We start from the raw sequence: 21,032 nt of genomic DNA, 5'->3' as shown, positions 1-21,032 counted from the left end.
CGCGCCCGGGCGTTCTGCCGTGTGCGCGATACTCGGCGTATGAGAGTGAGCAGGGCGTACCGGCGTGCGCCGGCCGGTCCTCCCGAGGGGATCCGGATCAGGCGGGCCGTCGCCCGGGACGCCAAGCGGCTCACCCGCCTGGTCACCACCTCCCGCGCCTACGAGGGCCCGTACGCCCCGATGGTCACCGGTTACCGGGTCGGCCCGGACTACATCGAGGCGCACCGCGTCTTCGCGGCCGTGGACCCCGACGAGCGCGTGCTCGGCTTCTACGCGCTGCTCCTGGCCCCGCCGGAGATCGACCTGATGTTCGTCGCCGACGAGGCCCAGGGGCGGGGGATCGGGCGCCTGCTCGCCGGTCATCTGCGGGACGAGGCACGCCGGGCGGGCCTGACCCGGGTACGGGTGGTCGCGCACCCGCCGTCCGAGGGTTTCTACCGCGCCGTGGGCGCCGAGCGCACGGCTACGGTTCCGGCCGATCCGCCGGCGGTCATGTGGGACCGCCCGGAACTGACCTTCACGATCGACGGGGTCTGAGCCCGCCGGAGAACCGGGTGGCCCGGCCGGGCCACCCGGATGTCCGCTACGACCAGCCGCCGTAGGGGCGCGTGATCAGCTCCATCCCGTGACCTGCGGGATCGAAGAAGTACACCCCCCGTCCGCCGTCGTTGTGGTTGATCTCGCCGGGCAGTTTCCGGTGGGGATCGGCGTAGTACGTGATTCCCCGCGCCTCGATCCGCTCGAAAGCCGTGTCGAACTCGGCCTCCGACACCAGAAACGCGTAGTGCTGCATGGTGATCGATTCGGCAGGAATCGTCGCGAAGTCCAGTGTGACGCCGTTCGCGAGGACGAGAGGAATGAAGGGGCCCCATTCCTCCCCGGTGCTCAGATTCAGAATGTGTGCCAGGAACTCGGCGGACTCACGGTTGTCCCGGCTGTGAACGATGGTGTGATTCAACTCGACCGACATTGTGGAATGCCTCCAACGGGCATCTCACGGGCTACCTCCACGCCTCACCCGGCCGGTGACCGACGCGCGATGCCGTGCCGATGATCCTAAACGCCTCGTCCGCGCGCGTCGAGGGCCTGTCCTGACGTGGGACCGGCCTGTGTGGTGCATTCCGGGACGGCTGCGACCATGGAGGACATGGGTAAGCGCGCCGTCGTCGTCATCGACATGATCAACAGCTACGACCACCCCGACGCCGACCTGCTCGTCCCGTCCGTCTCCCGGTGCGTCCCCGCGATGGCGGAACTGATCCGGAGGGCCCGGGAGCAGGAGGTCCCCGTGATCTACGTCAACGACAACTTCGGCGAGTGGCGCTCCCACCACGGGGAGATCGTCGACCAGGCGCTCGCCGGGGCCCACCCGGAGCTCGTCGAACCCCTCCTGCCCGACGACGCCTCCCTCTTCGTGGTGAAGGCCCGCCACTCCGTGTTCTACGAGACGCCGCTGCCCTATCTGCTCAACCAGCTGGGAGTGGACCACGTCATCCTCTGCGGCCAGGTGACCGAGCAGTGCGTCCTCTACTCGGCACTCGACGCCCACATCCGGTACCTGGGCGTCACCGTCCCCGAGGACGCCGTCGCCCACATCCACCCGGACCTCGCCGACGCGGCACTGACGATGATGCGCCGCAACATGGGCGCCGACATCCGCACCGCGGACACCGTGGAATTCTGACCGGCGCCGACCGGATTCACCGGGCGGGCGCGGGGCACCCGTACGGCCCAGCTGACTCGCACGACGTGGCGGAGGCACCGATGGGACGAATACCAGCCGGCGGCAGAGACCGGGACACCCCGAAGACCAGGGCAACCGGGCGGGAGGAGACCGAGGACGAGCGGGCGGACCGGCGCTGGGGCGATCTGCTCCAGGAGCTCCGGGTCGCCCAGACCGGCGTGCAGATCCTCTTCGGCTTCCTGCTCGCCGTGGTCTTCCAGTCGCGGTTCGCCGACCTCCCCACGGCCGACCGCAACATCTACGTCGTGACCGTCATGCTGGGCTCCGCCACGGCTGCCGCCCTCATCGGCCCGGTCTCCTACCACCGGCTGCTCACCGGGAGGCGGATGAAGCCGCAGACGGTCACCTGGGCCTCCCGGCTGACCGTGCTCGGGCTCGTACTGCTCTTCTGCACGATGTGCAGCACCCTGCTGCTCATCCTCCGCGTGGCGCTCCACAACACGCTGGCCCTGTGGCTGGTGGGGGCCATGGCCCTGTGGTTCCTGCTCTGCTGGTTCGTCTTCCCCGTGTGGGCCCTGATCCGCGGCAACGCACCCGCCGACAGGGAGGACCGGACCTCGGGCGAGGACGGGGAGCACCCCGGACCGGACGAGGACTGACGCCGTTCAGCCGTCGTCGGAGTCGGCGGGGCTGCGTACGTCCGTCACGGTGAAGTGCCCGCCGTCGGGATCGCGCAGCGTGGCCTCACTGCCGTGGGGCACACCGCGCCGTTCCAGCACCGTACCCCCGTGCCGCTCCGCCTCGCGCACCGTCGCCGCCACGTCGTCCACCGGGAACTGCACCTGCCAGTGCGGGCGCACCATGGGGTCGGGCGCGGACTCGACGGCACCCGAGCTGATCCGGGCCAGCGGGCGGCCGTCGCAGCGCACGAGCACCTCTTCCTTCACGTACGCGACCTCGCAGCCGCCGGGCTCCCCGCTCTCCCAGCCGAGCACCTCGCCGTAGAAGATCGCCGCGTCGAAGGCGTTCCGGGTGCGCAGCCTGAGCCAGGCGTGGGCCGGGCTGCCGTTGGGGGCCAGTGCGGCCGCGCGGCCGGTCCACTCCCAGACACCGAAGGACGCCCCGTCCCGGTCGGCGGCCAGCAGAGCACGCCCCAGGCCGAGCGCCAGCGGGCCCACCGCGACCGTGCCGCTGCGCTCACGGATGCGGTCCGACGCCACGTCGGCGTCCCGCACCGAGAAGTACGGTGTCCACGCGACGGCCACGTGGTAGGCGGAGGCGACCGCGCCGATCCCCGCAACCGGCACACCGCCGGAGCGAGCCATGACGAAGTCGTCGCCCATCGCCCCCGGGCGGAACGTCCAGCCGAGAACGGCACCGTAGAAGCGTCGCGCCGCGTCCAGCTCCCGGGTCACCAGATGTACCCAGCACGGCGCGGAGGCGCCGGTCAGCGGTGCCGGTTCGGTTGGGGTCATGGTCCCACTGCCTTATCGGTTCTGCGGCACGACTTCTTCGGTGCCGCGGGGCCAGAACCAGCGTGGTGCGCCCGGGCCGCTCCCGCAACACGCGGACGCGGTGCTCACACACCACCGGGCGGCGGGGCGTTGGTGATGTCGAGGAAGATGTGCTCGGCCTGCGGCCACTTGTCGGCCACGGCCTTCCTGATGCGCATCGAGACCCGTTCGATCTCCTCGCTGTCGATGCCCGGGGCGAGGTCGATCCGGGCGGCGACGAGGACCGAGTCCATGCCGAGCCGCATCGTCAGCAGCGCCGCCACGTTGTCCACCTCGGCCTGGGCACCGAGGAGTTCCTCGACGCCGTGGCGGAGATCCGGCTCGGCGGACTCCCCGATCAACTGGTCGCGCGCGTCGCGGCCGAGCCGGAAGGCGACGTAGACCAGGAGCAGCCCGATCCCCAGTGAGGCCGAGGCCTCCCACACGACGTCACCCGTGACGAGATGGAGAACCATGCCGGCCATCGCCAGCACCACACCGAGTACGGCCGTGCTGTCCTCGGCGATCACGGTCCGCAGTGCGGGATCGCGTGCCCCGGCCTTCTCGCCGCGGAGCTGGAGCAGCGCCCTGACCAGGGAACCGCCCTCGGCCAGGAAGGCGACACCGAGGACGATCAGCCCGGCCGTGTATCCGCTCGGCGATTCCCGCGCGTTCTCACGCAGCGCCTCGAAGCCCTGGAAGAAGGAGAAGCAGCCGCCCATCACGAAGATGCCGACGGCGGCGAGCAGCGACCAGAAGTAGCGCTCCTTGCCGTACCCGAACGGGTGGCGGGCGTCGGGCGGACGGCGGCTGCGACGCAACGCGGCCAGCAGGAATATCTCGTTGAGGCTGTCCGCGACGGAGTGCGCCGCCTCGGACAGCAGGGCGGGGGAGCCCGAGATGAAGCCCCCCACGGCCTTGGCCACCGCGATCACGAGATTGGCGGCGAGCGCGACCAGGACGGTGACGCGCGTCCTGCGGTCGGACTCCGGCCTCTTCATAGGTCCCCCCGCTGTTGTGTCCCCGTTCAGATGGATGAGGGGCGCACCGGTGGTCCCGGGCGCCCGTGCCCCGCCAGCCACGCCGCGGGACCGGACCGGTGAGCGGCCGGTCCGGTCCCGCGGCGCGGCGGCGGATCAGTCGCGCCGGGGCTCGTCGCGGCGCGTGTCGTCCTCCGGCGGGATCGCCTCGTTTCCGTGGTCACTGAGTTCGTACGGGGTCAGGGCCCGGCCGTCCTCGGGGAAGTGGTCCGACCCGTGCACGTCGGTCTCCTGGATCTCGGTCCGGTGGGCCGGGCGCTGCGGCTGCTCGTCGGGGCGCGGCGGCCGGGACTCCTTGTCCCGCCGCCGCATGCCCCACCAGAAGGCGCCGATCAGTACGAGCACCACGGCGATCCCGACGACGCCGACGACCACACCCACAGCGCCCCGCCCGTCGGCGAGAGTCGCGGCGAGCGAATCCTTTGCTCCATTCGTTACGTCCATGCATGGCGCATACCCCGAGGACCCGCTCGCAGACAGCCATTGACATGAATTCATGTTTTATGGCGATGTCAGAGTAAAAGAGTTTCATATGGTTCAAATCGGCTACACGATGATGACCGAGCAAGCTGGTCCCCGCGAACTCGTCGCGGATGTGGTCGCCGCCGAAAAGGCCGGCTTCGACTTCTCCGTCACCTCCGACCACTACTTCCCCTGGCTGGTTTCCCAGGGGCACGCGCCTTATGCCTGGTCGGTGCTCGGAGCCGCCGCCCAGGCCACGTCCCGGATCCCGCTGATGACGTACGTGACGTGCCCGACCACCCGCTACCACCCGGCGGTGGTGGCCCAGAAGGCGGCGACGGTCCAGCTGCTGGCCGAAGGCCGCTTCCGGCTCGGCCTCGGGTCCGGCGAAAGCCTCAACGAGCACGTAGTGGGCGCCGGTTGGCCCGCGGCGCACGTACGGCTGGAGATGCTCGAGGAAGCCGTGCAGATCATCCGCGCACTCTTCGACGGAGACTACGTCAACCACCACGGCACCCACTTCGACGTGGAGAACGCCAAGCTCTGGGACCTGCCCGAGCAGCGCGTCCCGATCGGCATCGCGGTCTCGGGGGAGCGGTCCTGCGCACTCGCGGGCCGGCTGGCCGACCTGGTGATCGCGACCGAACCCAAGAGCGAACTGCTGAGCGGATTCGACCGGCACGGCGGCAGCGGCAAACCCCGCGTGGGCCAGGTGCCCGTCTGCTACGACCCCGACCGGGACGCGGCGATCGCCCGCGCCCACGACCAGTTCCGCTGGTCCCTCGGCGGCTGGAAGGTCAACTCCGAGCTGCCCGGCCCGTCGGCCTTCGACCAGGCGACCCGCTTCGTCGGCACGGACGACGTCGCCGACGCCATCCCCTGCGGTTCGGACGTCGACGCGTTCGTCGAAGCCGTACGCCCCTACCAGGAGGCGGGCTTCACCGAGATCGCCCTCGTCCAGATCGGCGGCGGTCACCAGCGGCCCTTCATCGACTGGGCGCGGAGCACGCTCCTGCCGGCGTTGCGGGAGCTCTGAGCGGTGCCGCGCATGTTTCGCCCGGGCCCATGGGGTAGGCGGCTCGCCGGGAGCCCCTCGCGGGACGGGCACGGCGCTCGTGTCGCCGACCCGGGGCCGTGGGGTGAGCCTTGAGTGAATCCCCGGATCGCTGGAGGAACGCGATGGGAGTGCACAACCTGCTCGGCCGCTGGCCCGCCTACCGCCAGCTGACCGGCACCGATCCCCTGGGCAGAGGACGGGCGGCGATGTCGTCCGCCACCGAGGAACTGCGCCCGCGCACCGCCACGGCCGACCGGGTCGTCAAGTCCGTCTGCCCGTACTGCGCGGTCGGCTGCGGCCAGCAGGTGTACGTCAAGGACGACCGGGTCGTCCAGATCGAGGGCGACCCGGACTCGCCCGTCAGCCGCGGCCGGCTGTGCCCCAAGGGCTCGGCGACCCTGCAGCTGACCACCGGATCCGCCCGGCGCCACCAGGTCCTCTACCGGCGCCCGTACGGCACCGACTGGGAGCCGCTCGACCTGGAGACGGCCATGGACATGGTCGCCGACCGGGTCGTGGAGACACGGCGCCGGACCTGGGAATGGGAGCACGACGGGCTGCGGACGGCCCGCACCATGGGCATCGCCAGCCTCGGCGGAGCGACCCTGGACAACGAGGAGAACTACCTCATCAAGAAGCTCTTCACCGGACTCGGCATCGTCCAGGTGGAGAACCAGGCACGGGTCTGCCACAGCTCCACCGTCGCGGGCCTGGGCACCTCGTTCGGCCGGGGCGGCGCCACCACCTTCATGCAGGACCTCCAGCACGCGGACTGCATCGTCATCCAGGGCTCGAACTTCGCCGAGGCCCACCCCGTCGGATTCCAGTGGGTGATGGAGGCGAAGGCACGGGGCGCCCGCATCATCCATGTGGACCCGCGCTTCACCCGCACGAGTGCACTGTCCGACCTCTTCGTGCCGATCCGGGCCGGCAGCGACATCGCCTTCCTCGGCGGCATCATCAACCACGTCCTGACCGAGGAGAAGGACTTCCGCGAGTACGTCCTCAACTACACCAACGCCGCCACACTGGTCGGCGACGAGTTCCAGGACACCGAGGACCTCGACGGGATCTTCTCCGGGCTGGACGAGGAGCGGCACCACTACGACACCGAGACCTGGCAGTACCGCGGCACCGAGGTCCAGGCCCCCTCCGGAGACGTCGACGAGCTCTACGCCCGCCGCAACGGGGACACCGAGAGCGCCGAGGACCACGAACGCATCCACGAGGCGGCCGAGTCCGAGACGCACGGGTCCGGCGGCGCGCAGACCGAGGCCCTCCCTCCGCGCGACGAGACGCTGCGGGACCCCCGGTGCGTCTACCAGATCCTCAAGCGCCACTACGCCCGCTACACCCCCGAGATGGTCGAGAAGATCTGCGGCATCGGACGCGAGGCGTTCCAGGAGGTCTGCGACGCCCTGACGTCCAACTCCGGCCCCGACCGCACCAGCGCCTTCGCCTACGCGGTCGGCTGGACCCAGCACTCCACCGGCTCCCAGTGCATCCGCGCCGCCAGCGTCCTCCAGCTCCTCCTGGGCAACATCGGGCGGCCCGGCGGCGGCATCCAGGCCCTGCGCGGACACGCCTCCATCCAGGGTTCCAGCGACATCCCGACCCTGTTCAACCTGCTCCCGGGCTACCTTCCGATGCCGCACGCGCACGCCCACGAGAACCTGGACGCCTTCATCCGGGCGACCCGCACGGACAAGGGCTTCTGGGGCAACATGCGGGCCTACTTCGTCAGCCTGCTCAAGTCCTACTACGGGGACGCGGCGACGGCCGGGAACGACTTCTGCTTCGACCACCTGCCCCGCCTCACCGGCTCCCACGGCACGTACGAGACGGTCATGGCCCAGCTCGACGGGGCGTGCAAGGGCTACTTCCTGATGGGGGAGAACCCGGCCGTCGGTTCCGCCAACGCGCGGCTGCAACGGCTCGGCATGAGCCGGCTCGAATGGCTGGTGGTCCGCGACTTCTCGCTCATCGAGTCCGCGACCTGGTGGCAGGACGGCCCGGAGACCGAGACCGGCGAGATGAAGACCGAGGACGTCGGCACCGAGGTCTTCTTCTTCCCCGCGGCCGCGCACACCGAGAAGTCCGGCTCCTTCACCAACACCAACCGCTGGCTCCAGTGGCACCACGCGGCGGTCGAGCCCGAGGGCGACGCGCGCAGCGACCTCTGGTTCATGTACCACCTCGGCCGCCGCATCAAGGAGCGGCTCGCGGCTTCCACCGATCCGATGGACCGCGCCGTGCAGGACCTCACCTGGGACTACCCCGTCGACGGCCCGCTGGAGGAGCCCGTCGCCGCGTCCGTCCTCGCCGAGATCAACGGCCACGGCCCGGACGGCGCGCCGCTGTCGGCGTACACCGAGCTCAAGGACGACGGCTCCACCAGGTGCGGCTGCTGGATCTACTGCGGCGTGTACGCGGACGGCGTCAACCAGGCCGCCCGGCGCAAACCGCACACCGAGCAGGACTGGGTCGCCTCCGAGTGGGCGTGGGCCTGGCCCGCCAACCGGCGCATCCTCTACAACCGTGCCTCCGCCGCCCCCGACGGCACCCCCTGGAGCGACCGCAAGGCGTACGTCTGGTGGGACGACGCCGAGAAGCGCTGGACCGGCCACGACGTCCCGGACTTCGTGCCCGACCGGCCCCCCGGCCACGTGCCGGAACCCGGCGCCACCGGCCCGGACGCCCTGCGCGGGAACGACCCGTTCATCATGCAGGCCGACGGCAAGGGCTGGCTGTACGCCCCCGCGGGCCTGGAGGACGGGCCGATGCCCACCCACTACGAGCCGCAGGACTCGCCCTTCACCAACGCCCTGTACCCCTCGCGTTCGCGATCGCCGGTGCGACAGCTGCACCCGCGCAAGGGCAACCGCTACCACCCGAGCGGGGACGAGCCGGGTGCAGGCGTCTACCCGTACATCGTCACCACCCACCGGCTCACCGAGCACTTCACCGCGGGCGGGATGAGCCGCTGGTCGCCCTACCTGTCCGAGCTGCAGCCGGAGTTCTTCTGCGAGATCTCCCCCCAGCTCGCCGCCGAGCGCGGCCTGGAGCACGGCGGATGGGCCACGATCGTCACGGCGCGCAACGCCGTCGAGGCCCGGGTGATGGTCACCGGCCGGATCACCCCGCTCACCGTCCACGGCCGCACCGTCCACCAGATCGGGCTGCCCTTCCACTGGGGACCGAACGGCATCTCCACCGGCGACGCCGCCAACGAACTGGTCGCCATCGCGCTCGACCCCAACGCCCTGATCCAGGAGGACAAGGCGCTCACCGCAGACATCCGGCCCGGCCGCCGGCCCCGGGGCCCGGCCCTCCCCGAGCTCGTCGCGGAGTACCGCAGGCGGGCGGGCATCACGGAGACGACCGGAACGCAGGAGGCGACGTGAGGGACGACCTGTTCAGCGGGCCCGAGCCCGACCCGGCACGGGACGCGGGGCACCAGGACGCCCCGGAGCGCGTCGGCTTCTTCACCGACACATCCGTCTGCATCGGCTGCAAGGCGTGCGAGGTCGCCTGCAAGGAGTGGAACGCCATCCCCGAGGACGGGATGTCGCTGACCGGCATGTCGTACGACAACACCGGCGGGCTCGGCGCCTCCACCTGGCGGCACGTCGCCTTCGTCGAACAGCCGGTGCCGGCCGGCCGTACGGAGCTGCCGGTCGTCGAGCCGGACACCCGCGCGGAAGGCGAGGCGGCCGACTCGGGCATGCGGTGGCTGATGTCCTCCGACGTCTGCAAGCACTGCACGCACGCCGCCTGCCTGGACGTCTGCCCCACCGGTTCCCTCTTCCGCACCGAGTTCGGCACGGTCGTCGTGCAGGAGGACATCTGCAACGGCTGCGGTGTCTGCGTCCCCGCCTGCCCGTACGGGGTGATCGAGCAACGCCCCACCGACGGGCGGGCGTTCAAGTGCACCCTCTGCTACGACCGGCTCGGCGCGGGGCAGGAACCCGCCTGCGCCAAGGCCTGCCCCACCGAGTCCATCCAGTTCGGCCCGCTCGACGAACTCCGTGAGCGCGCCGCGCTGCGGGTCGACCAGCTCCACGAGGCCGGGGTCACCGAGGCCCGGCTCTACGGGCACGCACCGGACAACGGCGTGGGCGGGGACGGCGCGTTCTTCCTGCTCCTGGACGAACCGGAGGTGTACGGACTGCCTCCGGACCCCGTCGTCACCACCCGCGACCTGGGCGCCATGTGGCGTCACGCCGGACTGGCCGCGCTGTCACTGGCCGCGGGAGCCGCCCTGTCCTTCGCGCTTCCCGCGCTCACCCGAACGAAGGGGCCCCGATGACCTCCGGCCCGCCCGCCGCCCGCACCGACTCCTACTACGGCCGGCCGATCATCAAGGCGCCCTCCTGGGCACCCCACGACATCGCCGGATACTTCTTCCTCGGCGGACTGGCGGGAGCCGGATCCGTCCTCGCCGCGGGCGCCCATCTGACCGGCCGGCCCACGACCGCGAAGGCGCTGAAGGTCTCCTCGCTGGCAGCCGTGAGCCTCTCCGCGGCCGCCCTGATCCACGACCTCGGCAGGCCCTCGCGCTTCCCCAACATGCTGCGTGTCTTCAAGCCCACCTCCCCGATGAGCATGGGCTCGTGGCTGCTCTCCGCCTACGGGCCCGCCGCCGGAGCGGCCGCCCTCACCTCCGTGACCGGGCTGCTGCCCAGGGCAGGCGCGTCGGCCACCGCGGCCGCCGCCGTGCTCGGCCCCGTCCTGGCCACCTACACCGCGGTGCTCGCCGCCGACACCGCCGTACCCGCCTGGCACGGGGCACACCGCGAACTGCCCTACCTCTTCGCGGCGTCGGCGACCGCCGCCGCCTCCGGGATGGCGCTGGTCACCGGGCCCCTGCGCGAGAACACCCCGGCCCGGTACGGGGCCGTCGTCGCGGCCGTCGGGGAGGACGCCGCCCTCCGGGCCGCCGAACGCCGGCTGGGCTCCGTCGCGGTCACCTACCGCGAAGGCCGGGCCGGGCGCCTGATGCGGGCCGCCCGTGCCCTCACCGCCGCCGGAACCGCGGGCGCCGTCCTGTTCGGCCACCGGAGCCGGACGGCCGCCGCCACCGCGGGGATCGCCCTGCTCGCCGGCTCCGTCTGCACCCGCTTCGGGGTCTTCGCCGCCGGAATCGCCTCCGCCGAGGACCCCGCACACACCGTCGGCCCGCAGCGCGAGGCCGTCGCTCGACGCACCACGCTCTCCCAGTGAAAGGAACCGAAGTGAACAACTCGGACGCACACGCACAGGAACACCAGGAGAGCGGCGACGTGGTCGTGGAAGTGACCGGCTGCCCGCAGGAGGACGCGCGGGCCGTGTTCGACGTCCTGCGCCACTCCTTCGTCTCCGACCGCCCCGCGGACGACGTCCCCGAGAGCGAGTCGGAGACCCGCCCGACCGTGTGGACCGCGACCGTCGACGTGTCGGAGACGCGCCAGGACGCGCGGCCCGCACGGCTCTCCGGCCCCGTCACCCTCGAGGCGCAGGGCGGCTACTGGGCGGTCGACCGGCTCCGCCGCCGCCTCTCCGACACCTTCACCGTGAAGGTCGTCGGGACGGCCTCCGGCGACCAGGAGCAGGAGGTCCGGCTGCGGCTGGAGAGCCGCGACGCCGCCTGAGACCCCGTACGAACCGCACCCCGGAAGGTACACGCGCACATGGACACCATCGCCTGGCGGGACGTCACGGACGCCGGGGAGCCACCGCCCTCCGACGACCGCTCGACCTTCACGCTGCACATCAACGGCAGCGACCGGAAGCTGACCCTCGACCACCGGACCACCCTGCTGGACGCCCTGCGGGAACACCTCGGGCTCACCGGTGCCAAGAAGGGCTGCGACCACGGCCAGTGCGGCGCCTGCACGGTGCTCGTCGACGGCCGCCGCGTCAACAGCTGCCTGCTGCTGGCCGTGGCCCAGGAGGGCGCCCACATCACCACGATCGAGGGGCTCGCCGACGGAGACCGGCTGCACCCGCTCCAGGAGGCCTTCCTGGAACGGGACGCCCTCCAGTGCGGCTACTGCACCCCGGGGCAGATCTGCTCGGCGCTCGGCATGCTCGACGAGGCCGCCGACGGTTCCCCGTCCTACGTCACCGAGCCGGGCACGGCGGCGGCCGGCGGGCCGGTGCCACTGGACGCGGAGGAGATCCGCGAACGGATGAGCGGCAACCTGTGCCGGTGCGGCGCATACCCCCGCATCGTCGAAGCGATCGAGGATGTGGCCCCGTGAAACCCTTCGCCTACCTGCGCCCCGGATCCGTCGCCGAAGCCGTCCGGGTGAGCGCCGAGCGCCCGGAGTCCCACTTCCTGGGCGGCGGCACCAACCTGGTCGACCTGATGAAGCTCGGCGTGGAGTCGCCCGGCCTGCTCATCGACGTCAGCCGCCTCCCGCTGGACCTGGTCACCCCCACGGACGACGGCGGCCTGCGGATCGGCGCGACCGTACGCAACAGCGACCTCGCCGCCCACCCCGTCGTACGCGAGCGCTACCCCGCCCTCTCGCAGGCCCTGCTGGCGGGTGCCTCCGGGCAGCTGCGCAACGCCGCCACCACCGGCGGGAACCTGCTCCAGCGGACCCGGTGCCCGTACTTCCAGGACACCTCCAAGCCCTGCAACAAACGGGCCCCGGGCACCGGCTGCCCGGCACGTGAGGGCGCCCACCGCGATCTCGCGGTCCTGGGGCACTCGCCGGACTGCGTGGCCACCCAGCCCTCGGACATGGCCGTCGCCCTCGCCGCGCTCGACGCCACCGTGCACCTGCACGGACCCGAGGGCGAACGGGCCGTGTCCGCCACCGAGTTCCACCGGCTGCCCGGTGACAACCCGGACCAGGACACCGTCATCAGGCCGGGCGAGCTGATCACCGAGGTGGTGCTGCCGCCGCCGGCCGAGGGGGCCTTCTCCCTCTACCGCAAGGCCCGCGACCGCGCCTCGTACGCCTTCGCGCTGGCCTCCGTCGCCGCCGTCCTGACCGTGCGCGACGGGCGCGTCGCCCACGCGGCTCTCGCCTTCGGCGGACTCGCGCACCGGCCCTGGCGTGCCCGCGCCGCCGAGGACGTGCTGCGGGGCGCGCCCGCGACCGAGGAGACCTTCGCCCGCGCGGCGGACGCCGAACTCGCCGCGGCCGAGCCCCTGCGCGACAACGGCTTCAAGGTCGCCCTCGCCCGCAACCTGGCCGTCGGCGCGCTCGCCGAACTGACCGCCCGGGCGGACCGGTCCGGCTGAACCCCGCGATCCGCACACCCCGACGAACCGAGGACTTCCGCCATGAGCCACGCCCCCCAGCCGCTGGGCGAGCCCGTCGTCCGCCGTGAGGGCCGGGAGAAGGTCACCGGCACCGCCCGCTACGCCGCGGAGCACCACCCGGCCGGCCTCCTGTACGGCCGGATCGTGCCCGCCACCGTCGCGAGCGGCCGGATCACCGCCATCCGCACCGCCGACGCGCTCGCCGTGCCGGGCGTGCACACCGTGCTGACCCACGAGAACGCGCCACGGATCGAGGAACCCGACGACCCGGTCCTCGCCGTCCTCCAGAACACCCGCGTCCCGCACCGGGGATGGCCCGTCGCCCTGGTCGTCGCCGAAAGCCTGGAAGCCGCCCGCGCCGGCGCCGAGGCCGTCCGCGTCGAGTACGACAGCGCCGACCACGACACCGTGCTCACCTGGGACCACCCGGGGATGTACACCCCCGAGAAAGCCAACGGCGGCTATCCCGCGGTCCGCGAACGCGGCGACGCGGAGGCCGCCCTCGCCGAGGCACCCGTCACCGTCGACGCCACCTACACCCTGGGCGGGCTCCACAACCACCCCATGGAGCCGCACGCGTCGAGCGCCCGGTGGGCCGACGGGCACCTGAGCGTCCACGACTCCAGCCAGGGGTCGACCACCGTACGCGACACCCTCGGCCAGGCTCTCGGGCTCGGCGACGACGAGGTCACCGTCGTCTCGGAACACGTCGGCGGCGGCTTCGGTTCCAAGGGCACCCCGCGCCCCCAGGTCGTCCTGGCGGCCATGGCCGCCCGCCTCACCGGGCAGCCCGTCCAGGTCTCCGTACCCCGGCGGTACATGCCCGCGCTCGTGGGGCACCGCGCACCCACGGTGCAGCGGGTCCGCCTCGGCGCCGACCGCGACGGCACCCTCCGCGTGGTCTCCCACGAGATCGCCACGCACACCTCCCGGATCAAGGAGTTCGTCGAGCAGGCCGCCGTCCCCGCCCGCATCATGTACGCCTCCCCGCACAGCAGCACCGTGCACCGGGTGGTCCCCCTCGACGTGCCCAGCCCGTCCTGGATGCGCGCCCCGGGGGAGGCCTCCGGGATGTACGCCCTGGAATCGGCCATGGACGAGCTCGCGTGCGCCCTGGGCATCGACCCCGTCGAGCTGCGGCTGCGCAACGAGCCGGCGACCGAGCCCGACAGCGGCCGCCCCTTCAGCAGCCGCGGTCTCGCCGGCTGTCTGAACGAGGGCGCCCGGCGCTTCGGCTGGTACGAGAGGGACCCGCGCCCCGCCGCCCGGCAGGAGGGCCGCCTGCTGCTCGGCACCGGCGTCGCCTCGGCGACCTATCCGGTCCTGCTGTCGCCGTCGGCCGCCTCGGCACACGTCGCACCGGACGGCCTGTACACCGTCCGGGTGAACGCCACCGACATCGGCACCGGAGCGCGCACCGTGCTCGCCCAGATCGCCGCCGCCGCGCTCGGCACACCCCAGGACAACGTCACGATCGAGATCGGCAGCAGCGACCTGCCCTTCGGCTCCGTCGCCGGCGGCTCCTCCGGCACGGCGTCCTGGGGTACCGCCGTGCACAAGGCCGCCACCGCCCTGGTGCGCCGACTGGCCGAAGGCGGCACCGTACCGCCCGAGGGAGTCACCGTCACGGCCGACACCGAGGAGGAGGCGTCCCAGGACTCGCCGTACTCCCGGCACGCCTTCGGGGCGCACTTCGCCGAGGTGGCGGTCGACTCGCTCACCGGCGAGGTCCGGGTGCGCCGGATGCTGGGGGTCTTCGCGGCCGGGCGCATCCTCAACGCCCGTACCGCGCGCTCCCAGTTCATCGGCGGCATGGTCATGGGACTCGGCATGGCACTCACCGAGGGAAGCACCATGGACCCGGTCTACGGTGACTTCACCGAGCGCGACCTCGCCTCCTACCACGTGCCGGCCTGCGCGGACGTGACCGACCTCCAGGCGCACTGGATCGACGAGGACGACCACCACCTCAACCCCATGGGCAGCAAGGGAATCGGGGAGATCGGCATCGTCGGCACGGCGGCCGCCATCGGGAACGCCGTACGCCACGCCACCGGAGCCCGGCTGCGCTCCCTCCCGCTCACGCCCGACAAGCTGCTCCCTTACCTCTGACACCTGGCTCCGCGCCGCCGCGGTTGCGCGAACGGCCCCCTCGGGTCACCCTGATGAGTGACCCAGAAGTGATCATTGCTCACGCTTCGTGTTCGGGGGTCGTTGGTTCGAACGGGGTGGAGTAGACCTCGCGGTGAGGAGCCTCGACGATGACCGTTCCACTCGACCGGCACTATCTGGCCGAACTGCAGGTGTCGGCAGAGCGCATTTCCCAGATGCGGCGCATCGTCGCCGCACACCTTCGCCACTGGAACCTCGATCTGCAGGTCCGGCCCGTGTGCCGGGCCGCTGAGGAGCTCCTGACCAACGTCCGGCGGCACGTCGGCGACGACAACCGGTGCGTCGTCGAGCTCCGCTGGTCCGGCCGGCACCTGACGGTGTCCGTGGCCGACGACGATTCCCGGATGCCCCGGCTGCTCGACGGCGGTGGCGGCGGCCTGAGCCGCGTCATGGCCCTGAGCGACAGCTGGGGCACCTGCCGGACCGACGGCGGCAAAGTCGTCTGGTTCACGCGCTACGCCGAGACTCCGGTCCCCACCGAGCTCCTGCCGCGCACACCCCTGCCCGGTGGCCTCACCTCCCGGAGGCGGCCCGCCGCCGCACTCGTGTGAGCGCAGCCCGGCCGGTGCGGACGGCGTGCCCCAGGCACGCATGATCCGCACCGGCCGGGTACGTGTGCAGCACAGAGCCGCGTTGCGCGGCAGGGCGCGGCGCGGCACGGTCGAAGAACCGATGCAAGGAGGCCACAGCCATGCCCATCGCGACGGTCAACCCCGCGAACGGCGAAACACTCAGGACGTTCGACGCACTGGGCGATGAGGAGATCGAACGCAGGATCTCCGCCGCCGCGAGCACGTTCCGTACCTACCGCACCACCGGCTTCGCGGAACGGGCCCGGCTGCTGAACAGGGCGGCCGACCTCCTGGACGAGGACCAGCAGGACATCGCGCGCACCATGACCACCGAAATGGGCAAGCCGCTGGCCGCCGCCCGTGCGGAGGCCGCCAAGTGCGCCAAGGCGATGCGCTGGTACGCCGCCCACGCCGAGCGGCTGCTCGCCGACGAACACCCAGACGACGCCGACGTCAAGGACTCCGGGGCGACGAAGGCCCTGGTGCGCTACCGCCCGCTGGGTACCGTCCTCGCCGTGATGCCGTGGAACTTCCCGCTCTGGCAGGTCGTGCGCTTCGCCGCCCCGGCCCTCATGGCGGGCAACACCGCACTGCTCAAGCACGCCTCCAACGTCCCGCAGACCGCCCTCTACCTCGGAGACCTCTTCAGCAGGGCGGGGTTCCCGGACGGCTGCTTCCAGACGCTGCTGGTCGGCTCGGGCGCCATCGAGGCGATCCTGCGCGATCCCCGGATCGTCGCGGCGACGCTCACCGGCAGTGAACCCGCCGGCCGCTCGGTCGCCTCCGTCGCCGGGGACGAGATCAAGAAGACCGTGCTCGAACTGGGCGGCAGCGACCCCTACCTCGTCCTGCCGACGGCCGACGTCGTGAAGGCGGCCGAGACCGCGGTGACCGCCCGGGTGCAGAACAACGGGCAGTCCTGTATCGCGGCGAAGCGCTTCATCGTCCACACGGACGTCTACGACGAGTTCGCCGAACGCTTCACCGCCCGGATGCGCGAGCTGACCGTCGGCGACCCGCTGGAGGAGTCCACCGACGTAGGCCCCCTCTCCAGCGAACAGGGCCGCTCCGACATCGAGGAGCTGGTGGACGACGCCGTCGGCCAAGGCGCCACCGCGCTGTGCGGGGGCCGCCGCCCCGCCCACCTGGGCGGCGGGCTGGAGCGGGGCTGGTTCTACGAACCGACCGTCCTGGCCGGGATCACCCCGGACATGCGCATCCACCGGGAGGAGACGTTCGGCCCGGTCGCCACGCTCTACCGGGCCGCGGACCTGGACGAGGCACTGGAGATCGCCAACGACACGTCGTTCGGCCTGAGCTCCAACGTATGGACCCGTGACGAGGCGGAGATGGACCGCTGTGTGCGCGACCTGGAGGCGGGCGGCGTCTTCTTCAACGGCATGACCGCCTCCCACCCCGCGCTGCCCTTCGGCGGCGTGAAGCGCTCCGGCTACGGGCGCGAGCTGGCCGGACACGGCATCCGCGAGTTCTGCAACGCCACCACCGTCTGGTACGGCCCGGGCCCGGACGCCCGCTAGGAGACGCAGATGACCGACGCCACCGCACCGCCCACCACCTCCGAGCTCTCCGCCACCGACATCGAGGACCTCGACGCGCACTGGCGCGCCGCCAACTACCTCGCCGTCGGCCAGATCTACCTGATGGCCAACCCCCTCCTGACCGAACCCCTGGCCCCGGAGCACATCAAGCCGCGCCTGCTGGGACACTGGGGCACCTCGCCCGGGCTGAACCTGGTCCACACCCATCTCAACCGGGTGATCAGGCAACGCGACCTGCGGGCCCTGTGCGTCTGGGGACCCGGCCACGGCGGCCCCGCCGTGCTCGCCAACTCCTGGCTCGAGGGCAGCTACTCCGAGACGTACCCCGACATCAGCCGGGACGCCGCCGGTATGGGGGCGCTGTTCAAGCAGTTCTCCTTCCCCGGCGGTGTGCCCAGCCACATCGCGCCCGAGACGCCGGGCTCCATCCACGAGGGCGGGGAGCTGGGCTACGCGCTCACCCACGCCTACGGCGCCGCCTTCGACCACCCCGACCTGCTCGTCGCCTGCGTGGTCGGTGACGGCGAGGCGGAGACGGGCCCGCTCGCCGCGTCCTGGCACTCCAACAAGTTCCTCGACCCCGTCCACGACGGTGCGGTCCTGCCCATCCTGCACCTCAACGGGTACAAGATCGCGAACCCCACCGTGCTGGCCCGGCTGCCCGAGGAGGAACTGGACTCCCTGCTCCGCGGCTACGGACACGATCCGATCCACGTCGAGGGAGACGACCCGGGGACCGTGCACCGCGCGCTTGCCGCCGCCATGGACCTCGCCCTCGACCGCATCGCCGGCCACCAACGGGCCGCCCGCACCGAGGGCGCGACCGAACGCCCGCGCTGGCCGATGATCGTCCTGCGCACCCCCAAGGGCTGGACCGGCCCGAAGGAGGTCGACGGACTGCCCGTCGAGGGCACCTGGCGCTCCCACCAGGTGCCGCTCTCCGGTGTCCGGGACAACCCGGGACATCTCCGCGAACTCGAGGAGTGGCTGCGCTCCTACCGCCCCGGGGAACTCTTCGACTCCTCGGGCCGGCCCACCGAACAGGTCCTGCGCTGGGTGCCCGAGGGCGCCTCCCGGCTCGGCGCGACCCCGTACGCCAACGGCGGCCTCCTGCTGCGCGACCTGCCCGTACCGCCGCTCACGGACCACGCCGTACGCGTCGACAAGCCCGGCACGGTCATGCACGAACCCACCCGCGTCCTCGGCGGCCTGCTCGAGGACGTGATGGCGGCGACCGCCGACCGCAGGGACTTCCGTGTCGTCGGCCCCGACGAGACGGCGTCCAACCGCCTCGACGCGCTGTACGGAGCCACCGGCAAGGCGTGGCAGGCCGAGACCCTCCCCACCGACGAACACCTCTCCCGCGACGGCCGGGTGATGGAGGTGCTCTCCGAGCACCTGTGCCAGGGCTGGCTGGAGGGGTACCTGCTGACCGGTCGGCACGGCCTGTTCTCCTCGTACGAGGCCTTCGCCCACATCGTCGACTCGATGGTCAACCAGCACATCAAGTGGCTGCGCACCTCGCGGAGGCTGGTCTGGCGCCGCCCCATCGCCTCCCTGAACTATCTGCTCACCTCCCACGTCTGGCGCCAGGACCACAACGGTTTCTCGCACCAGGACCCCGGCTTCGTGGACCACATCCTCAACAAGTCGCCCGAGGTGGTCCGGGTCTACCTGCCGCCGGACGCCAACACGCTTCTCGCCACGGCCGAGCACGTCCTCGCCAGCCGCGACTACGTCAACGTGGTCGTCGCGGGCAAGCAGCCGAGCTTCGACTGGCTCACCCTCGACCAGGCACGCGCGCACTGCGCGCGCGGAGTCGGGGCGTGGGAGTGGGCGGGTACCGAGGACGGCAGCCGCGAGCCCGACGTCGTCCTCGCGTGCGCCGGTGACGTACCGACCCTGGAGGCCCTCGCCGCGGCCGGTCTGCTGCGGCGCCACCTTCCGGAACTCGCCGTGCGGGTGGTCAACGTGGTGGACATGGCCCGGCTGCTGCCGCGCGAGGAGCACCCGCACGGGATGCCGGACGCGGAGTACGACGCCCTGTTCACCCGGGACAAGCCGGTGATCTTCGCCTACCACGGCTATCCGTGGCTGGTGCACCGGCTCGCGTACCGGCGGGCCGGCCACGCGCACCTGCATGTGCGGGGCTACAAGGAGGAGGGCACCACCACCACGCCGTTCGACATGGTGCTCCGCAACGACCTGGACCGCTACCGCCTCGTCATGGACGTCATCGACCGGGTGCCCGGCCTGGGCGTCCGGGCCGTGGGCGTGCGCCAGGCGATGGCGGACGTGCGCAGCCGCCACCACGACTGGATCCGTGAGCACGGCACCGACCTGCCCGAGGTGGCCGACTGGACCTGGGAGGGCTGACCCGCGGGCGGACACACCTCGGCCGGCTCGCTGTCGTGCGGGCCGGCCGAGGTGTGTCCGCCCGCCTCCGGGGCGGCGGGGATGCCGTCAGAAGCGCAGGACGGCGGCGAGGCGTCCGTGGTCGGTGAGGGAGTCGTCGGCGACGAACGCCACCTCACCGCCGTTGTCCAGGACCGTCTCGATGAGCTCGTCCACGATGTCCTCGCGGATCCCCTCGTCCCCGGGCCCGACGTCCGCCGGGTCCACCGCCTCCAGGTGCTCGTCGGTGACCCTGACCGTCCGCTGGAAGTGCTCCTCGACCGCGACCAGGGCGACGCGGCCCTCCCGGGCGGCCGCCCACACCTCGTCGAGGCCGCCCGCGAAGGACTTGGCACCGCGTGCGGTGTCGAGCCTGCCCAGGGCGGCGGCGACCCGCTGCTCGCGCCAGTCGTCCAGCGCGGGCGCCAGCTCCTTGGCCAGCTCGGTCGCGGTCGTCTCCGCCGTCGTCCCCTTCGCGACCTTGCAGGCGGCCGTCCTGGCGCACTCGCCTACGTCCTCGATCAGCGAGATCGCCTGCGGCAGACCGATCAGGAACAGCGGCCGGGAGTCCGCCGCCAGCACACCGCGCAGCTTCTCGTCGACCGTGCGGAAGAAGTTGCGCGTGTCCTCGTTGGCGTAGATGCTCGGCGCGTCGCCGCTCCGGGCCTGTCGCTCCGGGTCGAAGTTCTGGTGCGGAGGGCGCAGCGGGAAACCGTGGGCGTCCTCCCTGCGCAGCCCCTCGTTCGTGCCGGACCATAGCGTCGCGTGCTCGGCCGAGATGCTCAGCACCCAGAACAGCCGGGCCCCCGCCTTGGCCGCGACGAGGTTGCGCGTGAGGTAGGAGTCGCTGACGACGACGCGCTCGGGGGCGGTGCGCGGCAGCTGCCAGATCTGGTACTCGTCCGTGTCGGCCAGGACGACCAGGGACTCCAGTGCCCGGCGCGGGTCGACGTCGGCGGCCGCCCTCTCCAACTGCGCCCTCACCGCGTCCCGCGCCTCGCGGGACACCCGGGGGTCGGCGTCCAGCCGGTTCGCGGCCTCCGTCACCAGGTTGCGCAGCCGTACGGCGTCCTGGGTGTTGTCCGGCGCCCGGCGGTGGGTCGGCATCGTCAGGGACACGGCGGGGTAGGGCCTGGTCGCCCGTAGGTTCTGCAAGGTGCCGGCAGTCAGGGCGTCCGTATCCATCGTTCCCTCCCGGAGGGCTCGGGGTCCGCGGTACTGAGCCCGCTCCGGGGTGAGGAGCGGATGGCTCAACGAGTCAATTCATACCTTTCGATCCCCATAGGGGCGAATTATTCGGCTCGTTTCGGACGGGCCGCGCTCCCGCTGTCCGCCGGGCGG

General features: G+C 72.0%; 19 protein-coding genes. 14 read left to right on the top strand and 5 right to left on the bottom strand.

From position 1 onward, the window contains the following. Positions 1–39 precede the first annotated feature (39 nt). A complete protein-coding gene (locus SACTE_RS01365; protein WP_014044228.1) occupies positions 40–537 on the top strand; it encodes a GNAT family N-acetyltransferase in 498 nt (165 codons plus the stop codon). A gap of 46 nt (positions 538–583) precedes the next feature. Here the strand turns inward: SACTE_RS01365 and SACTE_RS01360 are convergent, their stop codons facing one another. After that, positions 584–970 carry a VOC family protein gene (locus tag SACTE_RS01360; RefSeq protein ID WP_014044227.1) on the bottom strand — a complete coding sequence of 129 codons (387 nt, stop codon included), beginning with the start codon at positions 968–970 and terminating at the stop codon, positions 584–586. 177 nt (positions 971–1,147) lie between these two features. Here SACTE_RS01360 and SACTE_RS01355 point away from each other — a divergent pair, with 177 nt between their 5' ends. Both SACTE_RS01355 and SACTE_RS01350 read left to right on the top strand, forming a co-directional pair. Then, the gene (locus tag SACTE_RS01355; RefSeq protein ID WP_026359062.1) at positions 1,148–1,684 is read left to right on the top strand and encodes an isochorismatase family cysteine hydrolase; all 537 of its coding nucleotides are present in this window, start codon (positions 1,148–1,150) and stop codon (positions 1,682–1,684) included. An 80-nt stretch (positions 1,685–1,764) separates the two neighbouring features. After that, entirely contained in the window at positions 1,765–2,343 is a 579-nt protein-coding gene (locus SACTE_RS01350; RefSeq protein ID WP_014044225.1) for a DUF6328 family protein, read from the top strand. A 6-nt stretch (positions 2,344–2,349) separates the two neighbouring features. Here SACTE_RS01350 and SACTE_RS01345 read toward each other — a convergent pair whose 3' ends face one another. The 3 genes from SACTE_RS01345 to SACTE_RS01335 all read right to left on the bottom strand — a co-directional run bounded on the left by SACTE_RS01345 (position 2,350) and on the right by SACTE_RS01335 (position 4,661). Beyond that, positions 2,350–3,159, bottom strand: coding sequence for a VOC family protein (locus SACTE_RS01345; RefSeq protein WP_014044224.1), 810 nt, complete (start codon positions 3,157–3,159; stop codon positions 2,350–2,352). A 104-nt stretch (positions 3,160–3,263) separates the two neighbouring features. Next, on the bottom strand, positions 3,264–4,178 hold the full coding sequence (locus SACTE_RS01340; protein ID WP_014044223.1) for a cation diffusion facilitator family transporter: 915 nt from the start codon (positions 4,176–4,178) through the stop codon (positions 3,264–3,266). A 135-nt stretch (positions 4,179–4,313) separates the two neighbouring features. Then, entirely contained in the window at positions 4,314–4,661 is a 348-nt protein-coding gene (locus SACTE_RS01335; RefSeq protein ID WP_014044222.1) for a DUF6479 family protein, read from the bottom strand. A gap of 88 nt (positions 4,662–4,749) precedes the next feature. Here SACTE_RS01335 and SACTE_RS01330 point away from each other — a divergent pair, with 88 nt between their 5' ends. From SACTE_RS01330 to SACTE_RS01280, 11 genes are all read left to right on the top strand, one after another. Next, entirely contained in the window at positions 4,750–5,715 is a 966-nt protein-coding gene (locus tag SACTE_RS01330; protein ID WP_014044221.1) for an LLM class F420-dependent oxidoreductase, read from the top strand. Positions 5,716–5,858: 143 nt separating this feature from the next. Continuing rightward, positions 5,859–9,140, top strand: a complete 3,282-nt coding sequence (gene fdh / locus SACTE_RS01325) for a formate dehydrogenase (protein WP_014044220.1) — start codon at positions 5,859–5,861, stop codon at positions 9,138–9,140. Further along, the gene (locus tag SACTE_RS01320) at positions 9,137–10,045 is read left to right on the top strand and encodes a 4Fe-4S dicluster domain-containing protein (RefSeq protein WP_014044219.1); all 909 of its coding nucleotides are present in this window, start codon (positions 9,137–9,139) and stop codon (positions 10,043–10,045) included. The genes fdh and SACTE_RS01320 overlap by 4 nt, the downstream gene beginning before the upstream one ends. Then, complete coding sequence (gene nrfD / locus SACTE_RS01315) at positions 10,042–10,959, top strand: NrfD/PsrC family molybdoenzyme membrane anchor subunit (RefSeq protein WP_014044218.1); 918 nt, start codon at positions 10,042–10,044, stop codon at positions 10,957–10,959. The genes SACTE_RS01320 and nrfD overlap by 4 nt, the downstream gene beginning before the upstream one ends. Positions 10,960–10,970: 11 nt before the next feature. After that, complete coding sequence (locus SACTE_RS01310) at positions 10,971–11,366, top strand: hypothetical protein (protein WP_014044217.1); 396 nt, start codon at positions 10,971–10,973, stop codon at positions 11,364–11,366. A 39-nt stretch (positions 11,367–11,405) separates the two neighbouring features. After that, positions 11,406–11,978 carry a 2Fe-2S iron-sulfur cluster-binding protein gene (locus SACTE_RS01305; protein ID WP_014044216.1) on the top strand — a complete coding sequence of 191 codons (573 nt, stop codon included), beginning with the start codon at positions 11,406–11,408 and terminating at the stop codon, positions 11,976–11,978. Continuing rightward, a complete protein-coding gene (locus SACTE_RS01300) occupies positions 11,975–12,973 on the top strand; it encodes a xanthine dehydrogenase family protein subunit M (protein ID WP_014044215.1) in 999 nt (332 codons plus the stop codon). Before SACTE_RS01305 ends, SACTE_RS01300 begins: the two co-directional genes overlap by 4 nt. Positions 12,974–13,015: 42 nt before the next feature. Then, positions 13,016–15,106: a xanthine dehydrogenase family protein molybdopterin-binding subunit gene (locus tag SACTE_RS01295; protein WP_014044214.1), complete on the top strand. Its 2,091-nt coding sequence runs from the start codon at positions 13,016–13,018 to the stop codon at positions 15,104–15,106. Positions 15,107–15,255: 149 nt separating this feature from the next. Beyond that, positions 15,256–15,717: an ATP-binding protein gene (locus SACTE_RS01290; protein ID WP_014044213.1), complete on the top strand. Its 462-nt coding sequence runs from the start codon at positions 15,256–15,258 to the stop codon at positions 15,715–15,717. 140 nt (positions 15,718–15,857) lie between these two features. Beyond that, the gene (locus SACTE_RS01285; protein WP_014044212.1) at positions 15,858–17,276 is read left to right on the top strand and encodes an NADP-dependent succinic semialdehyde dehydrogenase; all 1,419 of its coding nucleotides are present in this window, start codon (positions 15,858–15,860) and stop codon (positions 17,274–17,276) included. Positions 17,277–17,285: 9 nt separating this feature from the next. Continuing rightward, complete coding sequence (locus SACTE_RS01280) at positions 17,286–19,673, top strand: phosphoketolase family protein (protein ID WP_014044211.1); 2,388 nt, start codon at positions 17,286–17,288, stop codon at positions 19,671–19,673. 87 nt (positions 19,674–19,760) lie between these two features. Here the strand turns inward: SACTE_RS01280 and SACTE_RS01275 are convergent, their stop codons facing one another. Then, positions 19,761–20,876, bottom strand: a complete 1,116-nt coding sequence (locus tag SACTE_RS01275) for a hypothetical protein (RefSeq protein WP_014044210.1) — start codon at positions 20,874–20,876, stop codon at positions 19,761–19,763. Between the last annotated feature and the right edge of the window lie 156 nt (positions 20,877–21,032).

This window comes from Streptomyces sp. SirexAA-E (genome assembly GCF_000177195.2).
GTDB classification, from domain to species: domain Bacteria; phylum Actinomycetota; class Actinomycetes; order Streptomycetales; family Streptomycetaceae; genus Streptomyces; species Streptomyces flavovirens.
Note: the sequence above shows the minus strand (reverse complement) of the source record. Positions and strands in the feature narration are given on the sequence as shown.

Coding starts and splice junctions, on each gene's coding strand:
- SACTE_RS01280 (WP_014044211.1), top strand. CDS start 17,286: ATGACCGACGCCACCGCACCGCCCACCACCTCCGAGCTCTCCGCCACC.
- SACTE_RS01295 (WP_014044214.1), top strand. CDS start 13,016: ATGAGCCACGCCCCCCAGCCGCTGGGCGAGCCCGTCGTCCGCCGTGAG.
- SACTE_RS01345 (WP_014044224.1), bottom strand. CDS start 3,159: ATGACCCCAACCGAACCGGCACCGCTGACCGGCGCCTCCGCGCCGTGC.
- SACTE_RS01365 (WP_014044228.1), top strand. CDS start 40: ATGAGAGTGAGCAGGGCGTACCGGCGTGCGCCGGCCGGTCCTCCCGAG.
- SACTE_RS01350 (WP_014044225.1), top strand. CDS start 1,765: ATGGGACGAATACCAGCCGGCGGCAGAGACCGGGACACCCCGAAGACC.
- SACTE_RS01335 (WP_014044222.1), bottom strand. CDS start 4,661: ATGGACGTAACGAATGGAGCAAAGGATTCGCTCGCCGCGACTCTCGCC.
- SACTE_RS01285 (WP_014044212.1), top strand. CDS start 15,858: ATGCCCATCGCGACGGTCAACCCCGCGAACGGCGAAACACTCAGGACG.
- SACTE_RS01355 (WP_026359062.1), top strand. CDS start 1,148: ATGGGTAAGCGCGCCGTCGTCGTCATCGACATGATCAACAGCTACGAC.
- SACTE_RS01305 (WP_014044216.1), top strand. CDS start 11,406: ATGGACACCATCGCCTGGCGGGACGTCACGGACGCCGGGGAGCCACCG.
- SACTE_RS01340 (WP_014044223.1), bottom strand. CDS start 4,178: ATGAAGAGGCCGGAGTCCGACCGCAGGACGCGCGTCACCGTCCTGGTC.
- fdh (WP_014044220.1), top strand. CDS start 5,859: ATGGGAGTGCACAACCTGCTCGGCCGCTGGCCCGCCTACCGCCAGCTG.
- SACTE_RS01275 (WP_014044210.1), bottom strand. CDS start 20,876: ATGGATACGGACGCCCTGACTGCCGGCACCTTGCAGAACCTACGGGCG.
- nrfD (WP_014044218.1), top strand. CDS start 10,042: ATGACCTCCGGCCCGCCCGCCGCCCGCACCGACTCCTACTACGGCCGG.
- SACTE_RS01360 (WP_014044227.1), bottom strand. CDS start 970: ATGTCGGTCGAGTTGAATCACACCATCGTTCACAGCCGGGACAACCGT.
- SACTE_RS01290 (WP_014044213.1), top strand. CDS start 15,256: ATGACCGTTCCACTCGACCGGCACTATCTGGCCGAACTGCAGGTGTCG.
- SACTE_RS01330 (WP_014044221.1), top strand. CDS start 4,750: ATGGTTCAAATCGGCTACACGATGATGACCGAGCAAGCTGGTCCCCGC.